The organism is Spirosoma luteum DSM 19990, from assembly GCF_000374065.1.
Lineage (GTDB): Bacteria > Bacteroidota > Bacteroidia > Cytophagales > Spirosomataceae > Spirosoma > Spirosoma luteum.
The window spans coordinates 52,926-75,472 of the sequence record NZ_KB893256.1; the positions used below are offsets into that span (position 1 = coordinate 52,926).

Annotated in this window: 16 protein-coding genes; 7 read left to right on the plus strand and 9 right to left on the minus strand. The window is 50.3% G+C overall.

The window, feature by feature from the left end:
- The first annotated feature begins 76 nt into the window (after positions 1-76).
- From B156_RS0112765 to B156_RS0112775, 3 genes are all read left to right on the plus strand, one after another.
- Entirely contained in the window at positions 77-754 is a 678-nt protein-coding gene (locus tag B156_RS0112765) for a response regulator transcription factor (protein WP_018620116.1), read from the plus strand.
- Position 755: 1 nt separating this feature from the next.
- Complete coding sequence (locus B156_RS0112770) at positions 756-2,120, plus strand: sensor histidine kinase (RefSeq protein ID WP_018620117.1); 1,365 nt, start codon at positions 756-758, stop codon at positions 2,118-2,120.
- Between the two features lie 105 nt (positions 2,121-2,225).
- Positions 2,226-2,432, plus strand: coding sequence for a hypothetical protein (locus B156_RS0112775; RefSeq protein WP_018620118.1), 207 nt, complete (start codon positions 2,226-2,228; stop codon positions 2,430-2,432).
- Between the two features lie 17 nt (positions 2,433-2,449).
- Here the strand turns inward: B156_RS0112775 and B156_RS0112780 are convergent, their stop codons facing one another.
- A complete protein-coding gene (locus B156_RS0112780) occupies positions 2,450-3,856 on the minus strand; it encodes a DUF389 domain-containing protein (RefSeq protein ID WP_026260804.1) in 1,407 nt (468 codons plus the stop codon).
- 88 nt (positions 3,857-3,944) lie between these two features.
- On the opposite strand from B156_RS0112780, the gene B156_RS29150 reads away from it, so the two are divergent.
- The gene (locus B156_RS29150; RefSeq protein ID WP_018620120.1) at positions 3,945-5,228 is read left to right on the plus strand and encodes a cation:proton antiporter; all 1,284 of its coding nucleotides are present in this window, start codon (positions 3,945-3,947) and stop codon (positions 5,226-5,228) included.
- A gap of 1 nt (position 5,229) precedes the next feature.
- Here the strand turns inward: B156_RS29150 and B156_RS0112790 are convergent, their stop codons facing one another.
- Entirely contained in the window at positions 5,230-6,636 is a 1,407-nt protein-coding gene (locus tag B156_RS0112790) for a chloride channel protein (RefSeq protein ID WP_018620121.1), read from the minus strand.
- Positions 6,637-6,792: 156 nt separating this feature from the next.
- Between B156_RS0112790 and B156_RS0112795 the strand changes: the two genes are divergently transcribed.
- Entirely contained in the window at positions 6,793-7,722 is a 930-nt protein-coding gene (locus B156_RS0112795; protein ID WP_018620122.1) for a hypothetical protein, read from the plus strand.
- A gap of 98 nt (positions 7,723-7,820) precedes the next feature.
- Here B156_RS0112795 and B156_RS0112800 read toward each other — a convergent pair whose 3' ends face one another.
- Both B156_RS0112800 and B156_RS0112805 read right to left on the minus strand, forming a co-directional pair.
- Complete coding sequence (locus B156_RS0112800; protein WP_018620123.1) at positions 7,821-10,376, minus strand: FdhF/YdeP family oxidoreductase; 2,556 nt, start codon at positions 10,374-10,376, stop codon at positions 7,821-7,823.
- Between the two features lie 203 nt (positions 10,377-10,579).
- Positions 10,580-12,580: a vanadium-dependent haloperoxidase gene (locus B156_RS0112805; RefSeq protein ID WP_018620124.1), complete on the minus strand. Its 2,001-nt coding sequence runs from the start codon at positions 12,578-12,580 to the stop codon at positions 10,580-10,582.
- A gap of 345 nt (positions 12,581-12,925) precedes the next feature.
- Between B156_RS0112805 and B156_RS0112810 the strand changes: the two genes are divergently transcribed.
- Positions 12,926-14,653, plus strand: coding sequence for a tetratricopeptide repeat protein (locus B156_RS0112810; protein ID WP_018620125.1), 1,728 nt, complete (start codon positions 12,926-12,928; stop codon positions 14,651-14,653).
- A gap of 97 nt (positions 14,654-14,750) precedes the next feature.
- Here the strand turns inward: B156_RS0112810 and B156_RS0112815 are convergent, their stop codons facing one another.
- The 5 genes from B156_RS0112815 to B156_RS0112835 all read right to left on the minus strand — a co-directional run bounded on the left by B156_RS0112815 (position 14,751) and on the right by B156_RS0112835 (position 20,741).
- Positions 14,751-15,110, minus strand: a complete 360-nt coding sequence (locus B156_RS0112815; protein WP_018620126.1) for a hypothetical protein — start codon at positions 15,108-15,110, stop codon at positions 14,751-14,753.
- Between the two features lie 50 nt (positions 15,111-15,160).
- Positions 15,161-16,066, minus strand: a complete 906-nt coding sequence (locus tag B156_RS0112820) for a universal stress protein (RefSeq protein ID WP_018620127.1) — start codon at positions 16,064-16,066, stop codon at positions 15,161-15,163.
- Between the two features lie 247 nt (positions 16,067-16,313).
- On the minus strand, positions 16,314-17,657 hold the full coding sequence (locus tag B156_RS0112825; protein ID WP_018620128.1) for a vanadium-dependent haloperoxidase: 1,344 nt from the start codon (positions 17,655-17,657) through the stop codon (positions 16,314-16,316).
- A gap of 123 nt (positions 17,658-17,780) precedes the next feature.
- Positions 17,781-18,320: a hypothetical protein gene (locus B156_RS0112830; RefSeq protein ID WP_018620129.1), complete on the minus strand. Its 540-nt coding sequence runs from the start codon at positions 18,318-18,320 to the stop codon at positions 17,781-17,783.
- A 129-nt stretch (positions 18,321-18,449) separates the two neighbouring features.
- Positions 18,450-20,741, minus strand: a complete 2,292-nt coding sequence (locus B156_RS0112835; RefSeq protein ID WP_018620130.1) for a GH92 family glycosyl hydrolase — start codon at positions 20,739-20,741, stop codon at positions 18,450-18,452.
- A 637-nt stretch (positions 20,742-21,378) separates the two neighbouring features.
- On the opposite strand from B156_RS0112835, the gene B156_RS0112840 reads away from it, so the two are divergent.
- Positions 21,379-22,524 (plus strand): efflux RND transporter periplasmic adaptor subunit, encoded by a 1,146-nt coding sequence (locus tag B156_RS0112840; RefSeq protein WP_018620131.1) that lies wholly within the window; start codon positions 21,379-21,381, stop codon positions 22,522-22,524.
- Positions 22,525-22,547: the final 23 nt, after the last annotated feature.

A 22,547-nucleotide genomic window follows, 5' to 3' on the forward strand; every position in this document is an offset into this window, starting at 1 on the left:
GACGGGTATTTTTGGTTGATAAGGCATCGGATAAACAGGATTCGATTTTGATAGCAATACGCGTACTTTTACCGGTATGAAACTCTTGATCGTTGAAGATGAGCCGAAGACGCTACAGGCTATCCAGCAGGGACTGGAAGAAAGTCAGTTTGAAGTCGATATTGCCTACGATGGACTGATTGCCAAGCGGCTGGCCCTGAAAAATAATTACGCTGCCATCATCACCGATCTTATTTTGCCCGGCCTCAATGGCTACGAACTCTGTCGACAATTGCGGGCTGAGGGTATAACGACCCCTATCCTGATGCTGACAGCCCTAGGCGAAACCGACGATAAGATTATGGGGTTCGATGCCGGAGCAGACCAGTACCTGACCAAACCCTTTCAGTTTACCGAACTGCTGGCGCGGGTACGGGCCCTGACCAAGCGGGGTACCCAGGTATCCATGACGGCGCAGACGTTACGGTATGGCGGTATCGAAATGGACCTGGATGCCAAAACGGTCAGGCGAGATGATAAACCAATTGAACTGACGGCCCGCGAGTTTGCCCTCCTTGAGTTTTTGATGCGTAATCAGGGACGTGTCTTGTCGAAGCCAACCATTGCCGAACACGTTTGGGATATAAATTTCGATACGGGGACGAATGTGGTGGAGGTGTATATCAATTACCTGCGTAAAAAGATTGACAGAGACTTTCCTAATAAGCTGATTCATACGCAATTTGGTATGGGTTATATGTTCAAGGAGGAGTGAAATGACAATTCGCAACCGACTGGCGTTACGCTTCACAGGGCTGGTATCCAGCATTATCCTGCTGGCTTTTGTCAGCATCTACGCCTTTTGCTCCTACTTTATTTCGTCCGATTTCTACCGGCGGCTCGATAACAAAGCCAACACAATGGGCGATATGCTCATTCGGCATCGTCTGGACGCCCCTCTTATTCAGCAACTAAGTCGGATACGGAGGGACCAGTTACCCAACCAGAAAATCAGCGTTTTTAACAATCGGGACTCGCTTATACTGACCACGAATGAAGGGCTGTCTTTGCCCCTATCCGCCAAAATACTAACGGAAATCAGACAGCGTAAACGAAAGGATTTTCAACAGCAGAAATATTACGTTTCGGGCATTCGGTTTATGACTGCTTCGGGCCAGTTTGTGGTGATTGCCAGTGCCGAGAATACGTATGGCGACGCGTTTTTACGGCGACTTATCTGGGCACTTACCGGCTTATTTTGCCTGATTGCCGGTATTACCGCCTTTTCGGGTTGGTTTTTTGCGGGAGATGCCCTCGAACCAATGCAGAAGATTGACCGGATTGTAAACGATATCTTTCCACACAATCGGGATGAGCGGTTAGTAGTCAATCGGGAGGGCGACGAAATAAGTCGCTTGTCGGCTACGATTAATCGCCTGCTGGACCGGGTCGTGGAGTCTTTTCGGATGCAGCGCATGTTTGTAGCCAATGTATCGCACGAACTCAAAAACCCGCTGACACAAATCAGTTCACAACTGGAAGTGAGTCTCCTGAATCAGCGCCAGCCCGAAGCGTATCGGCAAACCATTCGGTCGGTGCTGGACGATGTTGGGGATCTGGCTTCACTGACCCGGGAGCTGCTGCAACTCTCTCAGGTCAATCAGGAGGATGCAACGGATTTGCTGACCGATGTAGTGCGGCTGGACGAAGTGGTGTGGGATATCCGTCAGGAAGTAACCGCCATCAACCCCCGCTATCAGGTAATCGTTGAACTGGGCACCCTGCCCGACGACCCGGATAAGCTAACCTTGCATGGCAATAAAACCCTACTGTGCACAGCCCTGAAAAACCTGATAGAGAATGCCTGTAAATTTTCTGATGACGGCCGGGCGCTGATTGATGTTGCTTTTGGGGATGACCGGATAACGGTTCGTATTCAGAATAACGGGCAGGCTATTCCTGCCGTTGACCAGCCGTATATTTTCGAGCCGTTTTACCGGAGCCGCCAAACCGCCGAGGTACGGGGCTACGGGGTAGGCTTATCGTTGGTAGAGCGAATTGTTCGGCTACACGGAGGACAGATAAGTGTCTTCTCGCAGGAGGGTCAGACAACCGTGTTTCGGGTAGAACTACCCCGATAGTGGGCAACTCTAAGCATATTCTAAGGAGTTTATCAGCGAATGTTAAGTCGTCTGTGCCACTTTCGGCATTGATAAAGTCTGCCCCGTACAAAATCCACCAGTACCATGACCTATAAAAAAACGGACTATGTTAACGCTTCCACTTCTACCCCCGGTATTACAAGCCGGGATGTCCTACACAAGCAGGCTCATCGCCCACCGGATGAAGAGCCACCCCGCAAACCCGACTGGCTGCTGATACTGGTGGGTATTCTTTTCCTATTGACCCTACTAATCGCGTGGCTGGCTGATATCCCTACCTTGTTCCGATAGAAAAAGTGAATACGGGATTACTCAATGAGCAGCTTGATGCGCTTACTTTTTGTTCGGCTTTGCAACCATTTCTCAATCCGCTGACGTTCGGCTCGTGTGTGCCTTCGGGAAAATTTAGCGTAAACCAGCATGACCGTATCGGGTGTCGCTTTGTTTCCGGTCATCACTAATGACCGGGAAGCCGTAAACGTCTGTACATCGGGCATAAGTGTCTTTAACTCATTTCGTAAATCAGCCACCGACAGGCGCGAGGTTTGGGTAAGGTCAATATACCGCTTTAACGAATCAATCTCATGATCTTTGCGGGCAATGGATGCCTGACTGTATTTGATAACCTGATCGGTAACGGTGGTTTTTATGGCATCCACATCCACTTCGGCATCTTTGAAGTTTCCCTGTTTAACAATAAGTTGGGTGTCCTCCAGGCCATAGGTAGGCATTTTTGACCGCAGGAAATTAATGGAGTCCTTAGGTAGTGACTCACCCACCAGCGAGAGTTCCAGTGTGCTTCCCTTTCCCTGATTAAAATGGGCGGTGTAGTTGATAAGTTGCCGATACTGAAAATTACATTCGTTCGTGATAAATTGCTTTGCTTCCTGTTCGAAGATAGTTTTGCGAACCAGTTGAGCCCCCAGGTAACTACTGGGAACCACTACTACTAGTACCGCCATCCAGATGGTGCTGCGTACCCGCCGTTCAATTTCGGGCGTGGGATATTCTTTCTGGTGATAACCCAGAAAGCGTACCATGAGCAGCGTAGCTAAACTGATACAGACACTATTGATAAGAAACAGATAAAATGCCCCGGCGAAGTAATACAGATTACCCGTAGACAAGCCGTAGCCTGCCGTGCAAAGGGGTGGCATAAGGGCCGTAGCAATGGCTACCCCCGGAATAACATTGGTAACTTTATCCCGACTGGAGCCAGCTACTATGCCCGCCAGCCCACCGAAAAAAGCGATGAAGGCATCCCATACGGAGGGCGATGTGCGGGATAGTAACTCAGATTGGGCAATGTGCAGGGGACTAATTAAAAAATAGGCTGTTGAGGTAAGTATACTGATAAAAACGGCCAGGCTTAAGTTTTTCAGAGCCCGCCCAATCATGGTTAAATCGTTGATGCCAACGCCCAGGCCAATACCCATGATGGGCCCCATCAGGGGAGAAATGAGCATGGCACCGATGATAACGGCGGTGGAGTTAACGTTTAAACCGATAGAAGCGATAAATATGGCAAAAATGAGGGTCCAGAGGCTAATACCTCTGAATTCAATACCGCGACTAATGGACTGAATTACGCCTGCTTCATCCTCCCGGTCTTCTTCAAGACTAAAACGATCCTGAAGGAACTCACTAATGCGGACAAGCACAGCCGAACGTTTAGGGGGAGGTGTACGAGGTTTGTTAGGGTCTTTGACGATCATAAAAGGGTAGAGCCTGCTAGCGGTGTCGACTGTCGCAGTTTTTTTCAAACGAAATTTAGTGCAATCTTGTATAATTCTTCTTTTTTCAATGGACTTATTTACCCTCATTACCTTTCTTATTGTTGTTGCTGCTTTTTTTTCGTACGTCAACACGCGCCTGCTTAAGTTACCCGACGCCATTGGTATCATGGTATTGTCACTCATCTTCTCGGTACTGATCCTTGGGGTGAACGCCATTTATCCGGCCCGATTCACCCTGCTTAAAGAGGGGCTGGAACAGATTGATTTCGGGCGGGTATTGTTCGACGTTATGCTGAGCTTTCTGTTGTTTGCCGGAGCCTTCCATACCGACTCGTCCCGGCTGAAGGTGGAACGGCGGTCGGTCATGCTTTTTGCGTTCGTTGGGGTGTTGCTCAGCACAGCTATGGTCGGTACGGGTTTGTATTTTATGGCCAGTTTGTTTGGTTTTACACTTACTTACCCGCTTTGCCTGCTGTTTGGCGCCTTAATCTCGCCTACCGACCCTATTGCCGTATTGGGGATTCTGGCCAAATTCAAGCTACCCGAAAACGTTAAAATCAACATTGTGGGCGAGTCGCTGTTCAACGATGGCGTGGGTGTCGTTTTATTCGCGTCTATCTATCGCATTGTGGTAAATGGCCCGGAGAGTGTGAGTGCGGGCGAAATTGCCCTGTTATTTTTAGAAGAAGCCGGCGGAGGAATCCTGTTTGGACTGGCACTGGGGTACGGCATGTTCTGGCTTCTGCGCACTATCAATCATTACCAGACAGAAGTTATTATTACCATTGCGGGGGTTATGGGAGGTTATCTGCTGGCGCAGAAACTTCACATTTCAGGGCCGCTGGCCATGGTGGTTACGGGCCTGTTTGTGGGCGGCTACGCCCGGCAGGGTGCCATGAGCCATACCACCGAAGAATATGTCGATAAGTTTTGGGAGTTGATTGACAGCATCCTCAACGCGCTGCTCTTTGTGCTGATTGGTCTTGAACTGCTACTGATCGATATTCAGTACAACTACTGGATGATTGCGGTTGTAACGATTGTGCTGGTCCTGATGTCCCGGTTCATGGCTATCTGGATTCCGTTTCGGCTTGCCCGGCGCTGGCTCGACCTGGACGATAAAGCCCCTATCATGCTTACCTGGGGTGGCTTACGGGGCGGTCTTTCTATCGCCATGGCGTTATCCATTCCGGAGGCACTGCCCCACAAAGACCTGATTGTAACTATTACGTACGGGGTAGTTTTATTCTCCGTTATTGGCCAGGGGCTATCGATGGAACGACTCATCCGGCGGCTTTACCCAACGGATATGGATGAACTGAAAAAGACAGCGGTGCCCGGTGCCCAATAGCTTAATCGGAATCGCCCGCTACTGCTACCGCAGGATTTTTTTTCGTGGCAGGTTGCGCCATGGCTTCGCGGATGAAGTCTTCTTTCAGGTGTTCGTAAAATGATAGCTGATCAACCAGTGAGGCTGCACCCTGAGCCATCAGGCCGCCCAGCAACAACTGAAAGATGGCCGAATGTCGATCCGTCATTTCCAGCACCAAAATAGCGGCTGTAAACGGAGAGCGGACAACACCGGTCAGGAAACTAACCATACTGACCAGGATAACCAGATTCGTGTCACTCGGCGTTACGCGGGCCAGCCGGGCCAGGCCATCACCAATAATGGCACCCGCACTCAGCGAAGTAGCAAAGATGCCCCCGGCTGCTCCACTGCTGTAACTTAGGGCCATTCCGGCAAACCGTACCGGAAAGAGATACCAGGGTGTTTGGTGTTGATTTTGAAACAGGAGTCGGTTAATAATGGGTTTGCCCGTTCCAATGGCATCGGCACCCACAAAATACGCAAGCGCAGCCAGCAACAGTCCGCACCCGGCAACCCAACCGGCTTTTTGTGCCAGGGTGGAAAACCGACGACGATAATTACCTATCCACAACAAAGCCCTTGCAAACAGGGCCCCGGCAAAACCGCAAAACATGGCCGTAAAAACAACAATGCCCAGAAACCAGCCCGTGGATACCGTAACTTTGGGAAAGCCCAGGTATAAATAAGGGCCCAGGATGGCCTGAGCCGTCATACCGGCAATGATAACGGCCGTAAAAACTGCCGTTCGGAACCGGGTAATATGAGTTTGGGTAAGTTCTTCAACCACAAACACAATACCACCCAGCGGAGTGTTGAAGGCAGCCGCCAAACCGGCCGCTCCACCCGTAACCAGGGCAATCTGCCGGGATAGCTGGGGCCAGCCAGCCGGTTGCAGCCGATTGATAGCCCGGAATATAGCCGCCGAAATCTGAATGGTTGGTCCTTCGCGGCCAATAACACCACCACCCGCCAGCAGTACTACACTGCTCAATAGTTTTACAACCGCCACCCGTACACTGAGCAGATAAGCCGTGCGACCGTGGGTTACCGGGGTTGACAGTTCAATGCCCGCCATTACCTGCGGAATACCACTGCCCCTGGCGGCCGGAGCCAGCCTGACAACCAGATACCAGGCCGCCAGGAAGGCTGCCGGGGTAATGATAAAGGCCAGAAGGGGCTGAGTGCGTAACCAGGTAAAACTAAGTTGTTCGGCCCAGCTGAACACCTGCTCATACCCCACGGCAACTAAACCAGTCAATACGGACGCTACCCAAAAAGGTAAACTCTGAAGGATAACACGACGAACGCGCTCGGTATACAGACGACGAATTATGTGTTGATCGAGCCAGGCGAGTAGCTGTACGTAACGGGAAGGATTATTGGCCATTCAGGAGTAGAGTAGTTGGAGAAGTAACGTTCTTTTGCGCTATCTGATTGAACATTAGTTACATTCTAAGCAAATTTTAAGTTTTCTTTAAGTCTCCTGTTATGGTTGGGTAGTAGGTTTGTTTCATGAATTTGCTAACCAACGCACTATGAACTCATGGAAAACACTGGACAAAATAACAAAGCAGTTACCTACGGCCTGTCGGCATTAGCGGCCTTGCTACTAATTGGAGGAATCTATTTCTGGAACAAAAGTGGGACATTAACCCGCCAGAATGACCTGATCGAACAGCGAGCCGATTCGCTGCTGTCGGTAAAATTACAACTGGAGGGCGATATCCGCGGCCTTAACAGCCAAATCGAAACCGCTGCCGACGAAAAGACCAGCCTTGACAAACGGGTGGAAGATCTGAATACTCAGTTGACAAGTCGGGATAGAGTGGTAGCGCAACTCCGCCAGACTAATATGGGACGGACCCGTACGATTCAGGGACTTAACCGAAACATTGTTATGATGACGACCAAACGGGATAGCCTGGAGAGTCAGATGGATGCCGTTCAGAACAAAATAACCTGGTTGACCGATACCAATACCAAATTAACCAGTGAGAACGGTGAATTGTCTCCGCTGAAACAGCAGGTAGCAGACCTCAAGGCAGACCTGCAAACAAAGGTGCCCCGTACGGCACTGACGGGCGATGCATTCCGTGTCGAGACGGTGAAGAGCAATGAGAAAGAAACGGCAAAAGCCAAAAAAGTTAATACGTTGATGGTATCCCTCAGCGTTCCGGCCGAAATGGGTTTGACAGGCACGCAGGAAGTATACCTGAGCCTGACTGATGAACAGAACACGGGAATAATGCCATCAAAGAGTACCAGCACGGTTACGCTGTCGGGTAAAAATGAGGTGGTGCCGGTACACGCTACCCAATCGGTGAACTTCGATAAGAACCCACAACGTATTTCGTTCAGCGTCAGCCCGGATAGCAACATCAAGCCGGGTATCTACCGGGCATCGGTTTACACGAAAGATGCGTATCTGGGCACTGCCGAGTTCCGGCTTCGCGACAGTTTCTGGTTCTTCTGATAAAACCGGTTCCAATCACATAAAAAGGCCCTGCTAGTAATGGCGGGGCCTTTTTATGTGATTGGACGAGCTATTGATGCTACATTGGTCAAGGTTTGTCAGGCTGCCACTGCTTCGGCTATGGGCACCGTTGTTGTACTGCCCTCCGGCATTAGCTCGGCAACGGGCTCCACGGTGATAACCACAAATTTCGACGTTGGCGTATTGCTGACATCCGCCACGCTGTGAATGGGGACCAGCGGATTCATTTCGGGGAAGTAAGCCGCCGTATCACCCTTTGGGATATTGTAGGGAATGACAATGAACTTCTCCAGATGTCGCTGCTGTCCCGCAAAATGACTGGTAATATTGACCAACTGACGCGCCTGAATGCCGCGATCCTGCATATCCTGCCGATTCATGAAAATTACGCGTCGCTCACCAAACACCCCCCGATACCGGTCATTGTAGTCATAGATTGTTGTATTGAACTGATCGTGACTTCGTATCGACATCAGCACCAGTTGACCGGGTGCCAGGTCATGCGCCTTCATTTCCGTCACTGAAAAGTGAGCTTTGCCACTCTCAGTAGTGAACTTGCGCTCACGCGGGCCATTAGGCAGGTAGAAACCGCCCGGTTTGCGGATTTTTTCGTTGAACTTATCGAAACCGGGAATCACCCGCGACACATCATCCCGGATGGTATCATAGTTTTCCACATAACGAACCCAGTTGGTGGTTGTCCGCTCGCCCAGTGTGGAAATGGCAATGCCACAAATAATGGCTACTTCGCTCAGCATTTCCCCCTCCAGTGGCTCCATTGTGCCTTTGTTTATACTCACCACACCCATCGAGTTCTCGCAGGAGGTGAACTGCTGCCCTGAACGCTGTATATCCGTATCGAGGTGAGTCAGGCAGGGTAGGATGAGGGCTGTTTTACCTGTAACGAGATGCCCCCGGTTGATTTTGGTGCTGACATAAATGGTTAGGTTCTGTTTCCGGATACCTTCGGCTACAAATTCCGTATCGGGTCCGGCAGATAGTAAGTTGCCGCCCAGACTCATGAATACCTTCGTTTTTCCGGCGTGCATGGCTTTGATGGAATCTACCGTGTCAAAGCCGGGTTCGCGGGGCGGTTCAAAGCCATATTCCTTTGCGAGCGCGTCCAGAAACTCCTCTTTTGGTTTTTCCCAAACGCCCATCGTTCGGTCGCCCTGCACGTTGGAGTGGCCCCGCACCGGGCATGTGCCTGCGCCGGGTTTACCAATGGCTCCCTTCATAAGGTGCATATTCACAATTTCTTTGATGGTAGCCACGCCGTTTTTCTGTTGGGTAATACCCATAGCCCAGCAGGTAATAATCTTTTGCTTCGGCGCAATCAGGTTTGCTGCTTCGAGGAGTTGCTCCCGCGTTATCCCGCTGATGTGCTCAATAGCCTCCCAACTGGTTTTGTTTAGTTCATCCAGAAAGTCAGCGTAATCGGCCGTAAATTCCTGAATGAACGCGTCGTCCAGCACCTTGCCGGGACTCCCTTCTTCCGCCTGCAACAGGTGTTTCATAATGCCCCGCAATACGGCCATGTCGCCGTTTACCCGTACCTGGAGGTGAATATCTGCTATGGAGGTTCCTGAACCTGCCAACACGCCCACGGCTTTAATGGGATTCATGAACTCCTGCGGATTCTTGAATTTCTGAAAACTGGTTTCGGGCAGGGGGTTGATGGCAATGATTTTTGCTCCCTTACGCTTGGCTATCTGCAGGGCCGTAAGCATGCGCGGGGCGTTGGTGGCTGGATTCTGCCCCATAATCAGGATCACTTCTGCTTCGTGCAGGTCGTTGAGCGTAACCGACCCCTTGCCCAGACCCAGTGTAGGGCTCAGGGCAGAACCACTGCTTTCGTGGCACATGTTGGAGCAGTCGGGCAGGTTGTTCGTGCCAAACTGACGCACAAAGAGCTGGTACAGATAAGCCGGTTCGTTGGGTACCTTCCCCGACGTGTAAAAAATGGCTTCGTCGGGCGATTTAAGCTCGTTCAGCTCAGTAGCAACCAGTTGGAAGGCTTCGGGCCATGAGATTTGGGTGTAGTGGGTGGCACCGGGTCGGAGTACCATTGGGTGCGTTAAACGACCGGCATTGTTCAGGTCCCGGTCGGTCATGTGCGACAGGGCCACTACACTATGCTGGGCAAAAAAGTTAGGGTCGGCCCGGCGGGTATCCGCATCGGAAGCGGTGGCCTTGGCACCATTTTCGCAAAATTCCGCTACCGACCGTTCGCCATCCGGGTCGGGCCATGCGCAGGATGAGCAGTCGTACCCGTCTTTTTGGTTGAGTTTCAACAGGGCCTGCGTTCCCCGACCTACACCGGCTTCGCCCCACGAAAACACCATCGATTGTAGCACTGCCCTAACACCAGCTGCTACCGTTGCGGGTTCAGCCAGTTTGAGGCCCGTAAATTCTTCGGGCGGCTGGGCCAGTATTGCGTTTCTGTGTTTGGCTCCTACGTTATCGGGAGCCGGGGTAAGGGGTTGGTCCATCGTTTCTTTGCCAACGGGTTCGTAGTGATCAGCGGCCATTTCGGTGCCCTGATCAGGACGTTCACCGCTTTTAGGGGAATTCTGGGCATGCTGCTCAGCCGGGTTGCTGGGCCTGCGTTCACTATTTGGTGACTTTTCCATCGTATAGAGCGACCGGGACGGCGCTGTTCGGTAAACTGGTAAGACGCTATTACATCCTAACAAACTGTTGGGCCTATGGGTCAGCAAAAAAACGTTTTTTAATCCTGTGCTTACTATTGCGTTGCCTGGATTGGTTGCCTATTAAAGAAAAAAACGGCGCAGTGTCTTATACCTGTGCCGTTTTTTGCCAGAAAGAAAGGCTGCTAGATTCGGACGCTTGTGCCATCGAAGAGTGGCACGGTCATCGAGAAGTTTTCACCGTATTGTAATTTCTGCTCCTCCAGAATGCCGAGGGCAATCTGCTCGCCAAGTTTCAGTGATTCGGCCTGATCAGACCAGTAGTGAACTCCGGCCCAATTACGGGCGAAAGCAATGTTGCTTGCCAGCTTATTGAGTTCGTTTTCTACCGTCAACTTGCCTTCCAGATCGGGAATTTTAACCAGATTTTTCCCCGCTGAATCGGCTTCGTACGCGTAGGGCAATATAAAACCTTCATCAAAAAACGCTTTCAGGATCGTTACGCAGGCACCAGCTACCGTAGCATGACCTGAACCATATGATGGGTGCATAGGCGAACCTTCTACATAAGGCATTGGTAGCAAATAGGAATCACTACTGGCAGAAGCATCTGCTGACCGGTCAGCCAGTACATTTTGAGTAGCATTATAATCCTTCACCGCTTCCCAAACAGCCTTGGCTGGGGTAGATGGTGTAGTGGTAGGATCTCCTTCGAAGGTAGTAACCATCCTCTTTATTACATCCAGCGTTTTTTTGACGGAGGGTTTTCCAGGGGTTGTTATTCCAGCGTTAGTTGCATATAAATGGATCCAGCCTCCAACCACTTCAGGGCGCACCCGGCGGTGGACGTTATATTTCTGAAACCGAACTGCTTTCAGCGCACGGGTAGCTACTTCAGATACTAAGTTCAGAATATGGGGAGGACCGAACTGAGCAAAACCGGTTTGTTTATCCGCACTGTCGGGTAGTTGAAATGGTAAGTCAGGGTCAAAGGGCGCAAAGTCTAATAAAATTAGACAGGCGTTGAAATAAGCCTGGTGTAACGCATCATAATGTACGTAGGTACACAGATCACGCGGGGTAGAAATAAATCGGTAGCCTTTTTCACGATTAACATTATTGTCATTATTAATGGGCTCGTACACTTCCAGTTTTCTCAGGTTAGCCGCGTTCTGAACGTCAAGCCATTGCTCCCAGGTAGTCATATAATCCACTTTGGCTTTGGCAATGCGTACCCGTTGGTCAATGGTAGCCGATCCGTAAGCGATAAGCCCTTGATCTTCAGTAAAGGAATCAGTATGATTCCCCAAATCATCGGTGCTTATGCCTAATGCTTTGTTTCCAACCAGTAGAAATTGAGATACATAAGGGCCAACATCATCGCCTTTTACGTTACCCCTGAAAATATCGGCATAAGTGAAAGGTAATGAGCCTGGTTTCTGACGCTCCAGGTCCTCAACAGCTTTAAAATAACCTCTTTTTCGCGCTAATTCATACGAGTGGAGTCCGTAGGTTTTGGTTCTGTCAAACCAGGGTAGTGAGTTTAGATCATCAAGAGCATTATGGATTTTAGTGTTGTTGGCGGCTATTGAACCTGGACCTCCTTTAAACATTTTAAAGGGAATATCCCGGCAGAGGGCCATCCAATAGAGTTCTATCATTTCGGCAACGAGTTCATCGCTATCGAGAGTGGGGGCAGGTGGAATTGTCAGAGCCTGGGCGTCGGGTCCTTCAAGGTCATACACCAGACCAGCTCCCATACTCTCCCAGCCACGTACGTCAGCTCCATCATTCCCGTTGGCGCTGAGGGCAATTTGAGACTTCCATTCATTGAGCGGGTTGGCTGGGGTTGCCGAAGTTGCCGGAATTCTTTCATTTAGTTTTAATGCCTGTATAGAAGACAGATCGCCAGCATCGCAGGTACGGATAAAGTCGGAGTAGAAGCCTTTGTCGGGAAAAGCCATGAAACCGTTTTCATCGTGTTGGAAACCTTTCGTGAAAGCGGCTATGTAGGAAGGATAGTTCTTAATATCCGGTTTGGTTGGGTCTATCGTTGAAACTGGTTCATTGGAAATCCGGTAACGGCTTTCCTCTCCGTTGGAGCGTTGAACGGGATGGGGACGGTTGTAGGCTACGTCGGCAGCATGGTAGCGAAACTCATGGGCGGATATTCGGCGGTTTTTCATGGTATTTGATAAATTGACTTAAGATGGTGAAATGGTTATTCTGATTATCAGTAAATTATAGGGCAAAGTAACGGGTTTGCCAAGTGGCGGAAAACGGTACTTTCCCCCTATTTTGACCGTAACATTACCTGTTTTATAGAGTTATAGCAGGGTAAACTGGTTAGGTGGTGTACATGGACCAGGCACACTTCCCTGTGGTGCCGAGTCATTTATAGCAAGTTATTTTGGTATTTCTAAGACAATTCTAAGCAGTCTTTAAGCCTGCTCTTAGGTCTTGACCGCTTCTTGCCGTTACTTCCCCGGCGATGCGTTCTATCCTGCAAGGGAATAAAAACCATAACTAACATGAAAACGAAACTTATCTTTTCTCTTCTGACGGGCTTAGCCGGAACGGCTTTGGCACAGGCCCCCACTCCCGATGCAACCACCCTCATGAGCATGGGGCGTGTGAACGAAGCCAAGTACTTACTTAGCCGAAATGCTCAGCAAACGCCAACCGTACAAAGTTATTTCGATGCCGGGTACGGTTACCTGCGGGCTGGTCAGCCTGATTCGGCCCGAATATGGTTCGAAAAAGGTGTTCCTCTGGATGGGAAACGGGAGCCATTGAACGAAACCGGTATTGCTATCAGCTACCTCGTTGCCAATGATGTGGCTAATGCCGGTCCAAAGCTGGAAGAAGTGCTGAAAAAAAGTAAAAGTAAAAACGCCGATATTCTCTTTCGTATTGGGGAAGCGTATACGGGCTATCTAACACCGGGCGATGGTTCCATCAAGCCAACCTATCCAAAAGCGGTAGATGCCAATAAGGCTATGGAATACCTGAACAAGGCAGCCGAACGGGATAAGAAAAATCCCGCTATCCAATTGGCCCTGGGGGATGCCTATTACCTTAATAAAGATGCCGGTACGGCGGTGACGCGTTACGAAAACGCCATTGAACTGGGTATGGATGCCTCCAGGGTCGATCAGCGTATCGGCGATATTTACTGGCAGGGGCGCAACCTGAATCTGGCGGTCGACTATTATAAGAAAGCCATTGAAGCGAACCCGAATTATTCGCCAGCTTATAACCAGCTTGCCGAGTTGTACTTCCTGGTAAACCGGTATAAGGAAGCTGCAAGTTATGAAGACCAGTATGTAAATGTATCGAAGGACCGGCGACAGGAAACGCTGCTTCGGCAGGCGCAGTTTCACTTTCTGGCAAAAGACTATGATCGGGCTGTTAGCTTGATTGACAGCAACCGGACAACGTTAGCGCAGAATCCTATTGTGTACCGGATAGAGGGGTGGTCGAATTCATCGCTGAAAAAGCCGAAGAAGGCTATCGAAAACCTCACCACGTTTATTGAGAAAGCACCCGAAAAGGTGATTCCCGATGACTATAAATACCTGGGGCAGGCATACATGGGTATCGAAAGTGCCGGTACTGATTCACTTAGTGCCATGAACAAGGCCATCAATGATTCCATTGGCGTGACCTACCTGGAGAAAGCGGCCCCTTTCGATACGACTGATAATCTGTACAGTGAGATTGCCCGGTATTATTACCGGACCAAGAAACATCCTCAGGCGGTAGCTACGCTCGATTCGGCGGCTAAACATGGCTTCAAGGCCGATGTGCAGGACTTATTTCGGTATGGTATGAGCAACTATACCCTGGGTTTCCAGCGCGACACGGCCAACAAACTGGTTCGGGACACGGTACGCTTCGCCATGGCGGATTCTGCCCTGGCCCTGGCCCAGAAAATATCGCCAGAGTATTCACCAACCGTTTTGTACCGGGCCAAGGCCAACTACTACGCATACGATCCTGAAACGGCTGTGCGTAATGGGAAAGCAAGGCCCTACTTCGAACAGTTTATCACCATGGTAGCCGATAAACCAGATGATGTAAAGCGGTATAGCAGGGACCTTATTCTGGCATTTAAGTACCTTATTTCTTACGAGGAACTGGTTACCAAGAATCAGGCAACCCGTGAAGAGTGGCTGAAGAAAGGATTGGCACTGTTCCCCAACAATAAAGATCTGGCCAAAATTGCGGAACCTGAAGAGGACACTGCCCCGCAATAATTGTTTTCGGGTTGTTGAACGCGATAAAACCGCTACTGGAGTACTTATCTCTGGTAGCGGTTTCGTGTTTTTGAGGGAATACCTACCCTCAAATAAGTTAAAGCAGGTTGATCAACTCCGCAACTACCCGGCTATCAGCAGCCACTGCCTTGGCAAAGGGAAGGTGCCCTTTGGGTACCATCAGGTAGAGTTGACCGCCCCGGGCCGATGCCAGTTGACCTAAAAGCTTCAGTTTCGATGTGAGGTGATTAACATCATCCGTCTTAAGAATTACTTCGAAATAGGACTTCTGCTCAAACTGCTGACCCGTTACATCCGGAACAAACGCTTCTCCATCCTGTTGCCGCCCGTAGGAAATTGGCGTTTCAAAGCCATCGGTGTTGGCTTTTATGTCGTTAAAGCCACGCGATTTGGCCCAGGCAGCCACTCGTAGGATATAGTCTTGTTTACTCGGCATTGGTAACGGGGTTTAAGCAATGAAGCGAAAAAATATAAGAATGGTACGATTTACTCATTTTGGCCATACTGCCAGGAAATTCGGGTTGTCTGCTCATTAAGTGCAGATTCGGGTCGTATCGCAAGTACTGGTACGCGGGAATTATAAACGATTTGCTGCGTAAAAGGCCCCATAAAATAGTTCTCAGTCGTCACGTTCAAACTGGCCGTTATAATCAGCAGATCGGTGTTCAACTCATCTGCTTTTTCCAGAACGGTCTCAGCCATTGAATCGGTCTGACAAAATAGCGCCTGATTTCTAATGTTATCCTGCGTCAGTTTTTCCGTCAATACCGCAACCTCATCCGTCAACTGATGCATACTGATTACTTCATCAGGCGCACAGAGTGCCAGTATGGTTACCGCTGTTTGGTCATTCTGAATAATCTTCCGGGTGAATGTATATTTTTCCAGCGTGCCCGGAACTGGGCGCACCGGAAACAGAATTCGCTCAAAGGTAATCCATTTCTGGTGGACTGGAACCGTTAATACCGGGCACGAAACGGTTTTTATAATCTGATAGGCATCCGCTCCCAATCGAAACGTCTCCGGATCTGCCCCGTTCTGGGTGCCAATCACGATTAAATCGGCATTGATACGGCTGGCCGTACGCACCACTTCCTCCGGAATCTTACCCTGGCAATAACTGGCCGAACAACGCACCTGATGTTCCTGAGCGGTTACCGTTGCCAGCAGCTGAATCCTGTCGGTTCTTTCCTGAATTAGCTGTTCCGGCGATAAATCGTGCCCTTGTCCATTGGTAGCCGGAGGGCTGACTGTTGCTGAATTGAAAACGTAAATCAGGTGAATTTCAGTCTGTTGGTGCTTACTTAATCGCACGGCAACGGCGAGAGCATTCAGGGAGGGTTCCGTAAAATCCACCGGAACGAGTATGGTGCCAAGCGACTGAACGTCCATGTAATTTTTGATAGCGGGCAGGATAAACGGTCGGGCGGGTTAGTTGACGAATGTAGGCAATTAATTTTAAATGACCTTATTAGCGCGTACAATTCATGTACGAGCCATCACGTGTGCCCGGCAATTGACTAAAAAAATAAGGGCGTCATTCAGGAACAGGCTATTGCCCAATAATCCCATCCCTGGCCTGATTGAACGGTAGCCTGAGTAGCCCGTTTGGGCTACTCAGGCTAAACAAGCGACCGGATTATTTGGCCGCTATGACGGGTTCCGGTACCAGTTTCGTTAATACCCATTGCCCGACATGCTCGCCCTGATGAGTACCTTCTTCAACGCCATCGCGGTAATGAATACCGCCGTAAACCCGGCTGATGGACGCTTCCTGATACGCGGCCTCAACTGATGAAAAATGGCGCACGCCGTGACCATACGGGTGCTCCGTTGAGTCGGTAAAGGCTACGTTGGGGCCAACCAGACGGGCAATGACCCGGCCCGCAGCGGCCGAAATAGCGCTGTGGCCACTCACATATTCCGGGAAAGCCGGGGTTTCCAGAAAAGGCCGCCAGGTTGGGTCCAGGTTGTTGTTTATCACGGTTTCGGGACGAATACGAACGCTGGCATATTTCTCCTCCCAGCAGGCAATAAAGGCATCGTACATAGCAATGGAGGTTAGAGAGTACAACTGCGCGCTCTGGATCAGGCTGAATTTCTGTTGACGGGCCAGGGTTGTGGCAATAGCCAGCCAGTGACCAGGAGGTGTCATCTTTTTGCTGGCAAACATAACGTGCCCGGATATGTTGGTTACAAAGGCGTTATCGTCCCAGAAATAGGCAGTCGCCTGTTCCTCTTTATCCTGCCGTTTACCCATGTCATACACTTCCTGCGTTAGTTTCCAGAACTTGCTTTTCGGATTCAGATCGTAGGTAGCCGGAGGGGGGCAGCGGAACTGCCGGGCCGAGTCCAGCGCAAACAGGCGCACCGTGTTCCATTGGGGTTCGCAGGCATCGGCGTACGACGGGGGGGTAGGGACCCAGGTACCCGGCTTGTTGGTAACACTGTAGCGGAAACCGCGTGTTTCCTTGTAGTGGTCTTTGCCGGCATAGGCCAATACATGTTTGGCTACTGCTTCGCCATAGTGCGTGGAGCGTTCATACACATCATTGGGAATGTTGAGCGCCTTTAATTTTGGCGCCATTTCCTGATCGAATTCATCCCATAAATTCTCTGAAAACGTCAGCGCACGGGAAATGGTCAGGAAGGCTGTCAAACCGGCCAGTGGAAAGCAATAAGCTTCATTCGGCCGGGGTTCTGGGGCGGGTGTCGAGCCATTTAATTTACCCAGCAGTGAGGGGTAACCGGCATAACCGGGGCGCAGGGCTTCATACGTAGCCAGATACGTATAACCATAGATACGACTGGCAACGGGTGGTTTGAAAATATCGTGAATAATAATACTTGTCAACCGCTGGGAGCAGTCGTTGAGCAACTGCGGGTTGGCAGCCCGCGTGTTGTACTGATCGGGCGTTGCGTCAGGCTGACAAGCCACCAGGCCAATCAGCAGTAAGGAGAGTACGAAAAGGATACGTTTCATGCGTAAATAGCCTATAAGTAGTTGAGGGGTTGCGGTAGAGCGACCCAGCCAAATTCGCAAGCCGGTACAATTGTCTATATAGACCGATTGACCAGGCTTGTCAGAAAATCAACAGAGAACAGACTAACTACGGGGTGGGGGGGAGGGAAAATCGAGGTCGGTATCGTAGAGGGACAGCGGTACGCTGCCATAGCGAACGCAGGGCAAAGCGGACGACTGGCCGGGCTGCGCCAGATGGAGTACTAATGGCGGAAGATAGGTCGTCAACCGATCTTTCAGCAGTTTGAGCAGGCGGCTCAGCGGTGACTGGGTTGTTTCCTGGTCGTTGTTAAGTTGCTGAAGTTGATCGGCCAGATCAAAGAAACGCTCCCTGGCCGACTGGTTCGTTTTGAGCAGGGTGTATAGCGTGTCGTTCGCATAATGTTGTCGAACGATGTTGTAAAAAACGTTTCCATCCTGAATCAGGCCATCCTGCCCATCAGTATTTTCCCAGGTACTGGTGTAGGGTAAAGAGATGGGGAGTTTGACCAGTTTCCATTGATCTGCCAGCGAAACCGGTGTAGCTGACTCGTACGATTGCTCGAAAGTGAGTACCGCAAGTGGCAACCCGATCAGGTGATAGAGTAACAGAATCAAGAAACCGATAGCAACAAATGACTTCACTCGGCAAGGAGGACGGTTCAGACAAAGGTACTAATTTATAACGATTTCGTTGATGCGTATAACTAAAATAGGGATGAGTGACGGGTATTGAGCAGGACTAGCCTACTGGACCGGAGTCACTTTAATGCGCTAATTCGTCTTTTCGGTCGAAAACGAGTAGGGGTAATCCGCTGGTTTAGTGCCCCGCTGTTTGTTTGGTTTGGCCGACATATCGATGTCTATGGTGACACCCTGTTGCAGGGTTTCGTGACTGAGCCAATTTTTTTCGTATGCTTTTCCGTTGAGTCGCATTGCGTCGATATACCGGTTCCGGTCGTTATTGGCTGGCGCATTGATAATAATTTTTTTGCCGCTTTCCAGCGTTGCCGTCACCTGCCTGAACAGGGGTGCTCCCAGTACGTACTGATCCGTAGCCGGGCAAACCGGATAAAAACCCATGGCCGTAAATACGTACCAAGCGGAGGTTTGTCCGTTATCTTCATCGCCACAGTACCCGTCGGGTGTTGGCAGATACAGGCGGTCCATCACCTCCCGGAGCCAGTACTGGGCTTTCCAGGGCTCACCAGCGTAGTTGTAGAGATAAATCATGTGCTGAATCGGCTGGTTGCCATGCGCGTACTGACCCATATTGGCAATCTGCATCTCCCGAATTTCGTGGATAACGCTCCCGTAATAACGGGCGTCAAAAACAGGTGGCATGGTAAATACCGAATCCAGCTTGCTCACAAACGCCTGCCGGCCCCCCATCAGATCGACCAGGCCCTGCACATCGTGAAACACCGACCAGGTATAGTGCCAGCTATTGCCTTCGGTGAATGCATCGCCCCATTTAAAGGGGTTGAACGGTGACTGAAACGACCCGTTTTTGTTTTTACCGCGCATCAGCCCCGTCTGTTTGTCGAACAGGTTACGGTAGTTCTGGGAGCGTTTGGCAAACCGGTCAATCTCGGCCTGCGGACGTTTCAGGGCTTTGGCTAGTTGATAAATGGCAAAATCGTCGTAGGCGTATTCGAGCGTCCGGGCCGCGTTTTCGTTAATGCCCACATCGTACGGTACGTATCCCAGTTCATTGTAATACGTTACGCCCTTCCGGCCAACGGCATCCATCGGTCCCTCATTTTCCGAATTCTTCAGAACGGCTTCGTACAAAGTATTGATGTCGTAGTTACGGCCCCCTTTCAGGTAAGCATCGGCAATGACAGAGGCCGAATTGGAGCCGACCATCGTGTTTCGTAAACCTGGGCTGGCCCACTCCGGCAACCAGCCCCCCTCTTTGTAGGCGTTGGCAAGCCCCGCCTGCATCTGGGCATTGAGCGAGGGATACATCAGGTTCAGAAACGGAAACATGGATCGGAATGTATCCCAGAAACCCGTGTCGGTAAACATATAGCCGGGAAGTACTTTACCATTATATGGGCTGTAATGCACTACTTTTTTATCGGCATCGAACTCGAAGAACTTACGCGGAAATAGCAGCGACCGATACAGACAGGAGTAAAATGTACGCATCTGGGCCGGTGTTCCACCCGCCACGTTTATCCGGCTCAGTTCGTTGTTCCAGACCGTTTTAGCTTTGTTCCTAACCATCTCGAAAGTATCTTTCCCAATCTCGTCCAGGTTTCGTTCGGCCTGTTCGTAGCTGATAAACGAGGAGGCCACGCGGGCATTGACCGCTTCTCCTTTGGTGGTGCTGAATTGAACCACTGCACCGGCATGGGCTGCCTGAATCTCCAGGGTATCGTTGGCCAGTGTCTTGCCGTGCCAGGCCTGCGCAGTAGCAAACGGCTTGTCGAACTGAATGACGAAGTAGTTTTTGAAATTGTCCGGCACCCCCCCGCTATTGCGGGTAGTATAGCCAATGATTTTACGTTCCTTCGGTATGATTTTTACGTACGAGCCCTTATCAAAGGCGTCGACTACCACGTAGGCACTATCGGTTTTGGGGAACGTAAAGCGAAAACTGGCTGCCCGTTCGGTTGGGGCAATTTCGGTCGTAACATTATGGTCGGCCAGATAGACACTATAATAATAAGGCTTCACCACTTCGGCTTTGTGTGAGTACCAACTGGCGCGTTCGTCCTCGTTGATACGCAGTTTACCGGTAACGGGCATGAGCGAAAACTGGCCGTAATCGTTCATCCAGGGCGATGGCTGATGGGTTTGTTTGAAGCCCCTGATTTTGTCGGCACCGTACGTATAGGCCCAGCCGCTCCCCATCTTGCCGGTTTGTGGCATCCAGAAGTTCATCCCCCAGGGTAAGGCGATGGCCGGGTATGTATTGCCGTTGGATAAGCTCGGTTTGGAATCGGTACCCACCAGCGGATTGACCAGTTCCACAGGGTCGCTTGTGGTGCCAAGCACCTGAGCCGTTCCGTTGGTAGCAAAGGCAAGCAGGACAAACAGGACTAATTTATTTTTCATCTTCATTAGTTATTCAGGTACCCGGACGCGGTTGGTTGGCAGGAGGAACGTGTAGTAAAGGAGAGACAAAAGTAGCGTAATGCGGGGAAAGTGACTGACAGAACAGGTTGGCTATCGCGGAAAGACAGAAATTTGTAACTTGAGGACCTATGGGAATGGTCAATGACGTATGTCATTTTCTTCGATTCCATAGAACACAAGACCATACAGATGCCTAGTTTATCAGGCTTGGGTTCACTAGAGTACCCTTGCAGAATTTGCACTATTAACGGTGTAAATCAAATTTGTTAGCAGGCCTTAATAGCCGGTCACGGGATATTTCTGCCGCTACCGGGCCACGTGTAGTCTTGCCCGTTTTGACTTTCCCACCCGCCAGCTCTCAGCGATGGTTTGTTGGCGGCAGGCTTCATAATTGATACTCTTCATTTTACATCGTTTTCTGAGTAGCTGGATGACTGGCTTTATCGATTAATTTGTCCCTGTCCTCTAATTCTAAGTAAATTCTAATACTTTTCTAAGCCCCTATATACACTCATTTCCTTATTTGCCAAAGCAGGTAAACAGGTGGCTCATTTCTCGGTTACCTTAATTATCTCTTTAACAAACGAACTGAAATTATTCCGATCAACATACTTGTATGAATTATCATTTAGGCACCAGCGTCCTGCTTTTGAGCTTCCTGCTGAGCAATTGCACTTCAGAAGGTGAAAAGAAAGAAAAAGAAAAGGTGGTTAGCCAACCGTTTCCGGTTATTCAGCTTAGTAGCCAGAGTGCCACGCTGGACCACGATTACGCGAGTAATCTCGAAGCGGTACAGAATGTTGAAGTACGCGCCCGGGTGGCCGGTTACCTGGATAAAATACTGGTCGATGAGGGGAAGGCCGTTCGGAAAGGGCAGCTTCTTTTCCGGCTCAACCCGGCCGAGTATCAGGTAGGGGTAGATAGGGCAAGAGCCAGCCTGGAGAGTGCTACAGCACAGTCCCGATCCGCAACAATTGAAATGGACCGGATAAAACTACTGGTCGACAAGAATATTATTTCCGGCTCCGAACTGAAACTTGCCAAAGCAAAAATTGAGGTAGCCAAAGGAGCCATCGATCAGGCAAAAGCGGCCCTGTCCAACGCCCGACGTATGGTATCGCTCACGGATATCAGATCACCGTTCGATGGGGTCATCAACCGGATACCCTATAAGCAGGGGAGCCTGATTGAAGAAGGGGCACTGCTCACCAGTGTTACGGACATACAACAGATATATGCCTACTTTAACGTATCGGAAAAAGAATATCTTGCTTTCATCAAGAAAAGGCTCAATCCCGAGAAAACGATGGCCCGCGAGGTAGAACTCCTCCTGGCCGATGACTCGGTTTACCCCTACAAAGGCAAAATAGAGACCACCGAAACCATTTTTGAAGGCAACTCCGGGACCATTGCTTTCCGGGCACGCTTTCCTAATCCCGACCGGTTGCTCCGCCACGGGGCCACGGGTAAAGTCCGCTTGAGTACCGATGTGACCGATGCCGTGCTGGTGCCGCAAAAGTCCGTGTTCGACGTGCAGGACAAAAGTTTTGTTTACGTAGTCGACGCGCAGAATAAGGTCAAAAGCCGGAGCTTTGTACCCAGCAGCCGGGTAGACCAGTTCTATATCGTTCAGTCCGGCCTTCGTCCGGGCGACCGAATTGTGTACCAGGGAGTCCAGAACATAAAAGACGGCATGACCATTATCCCGAAAACAATGCCTGCCGATAGTCTGCTGGCTATGTATTCGTCAGCACGCCAATAGGTTCCGTCTTTCACCGTCAGAAA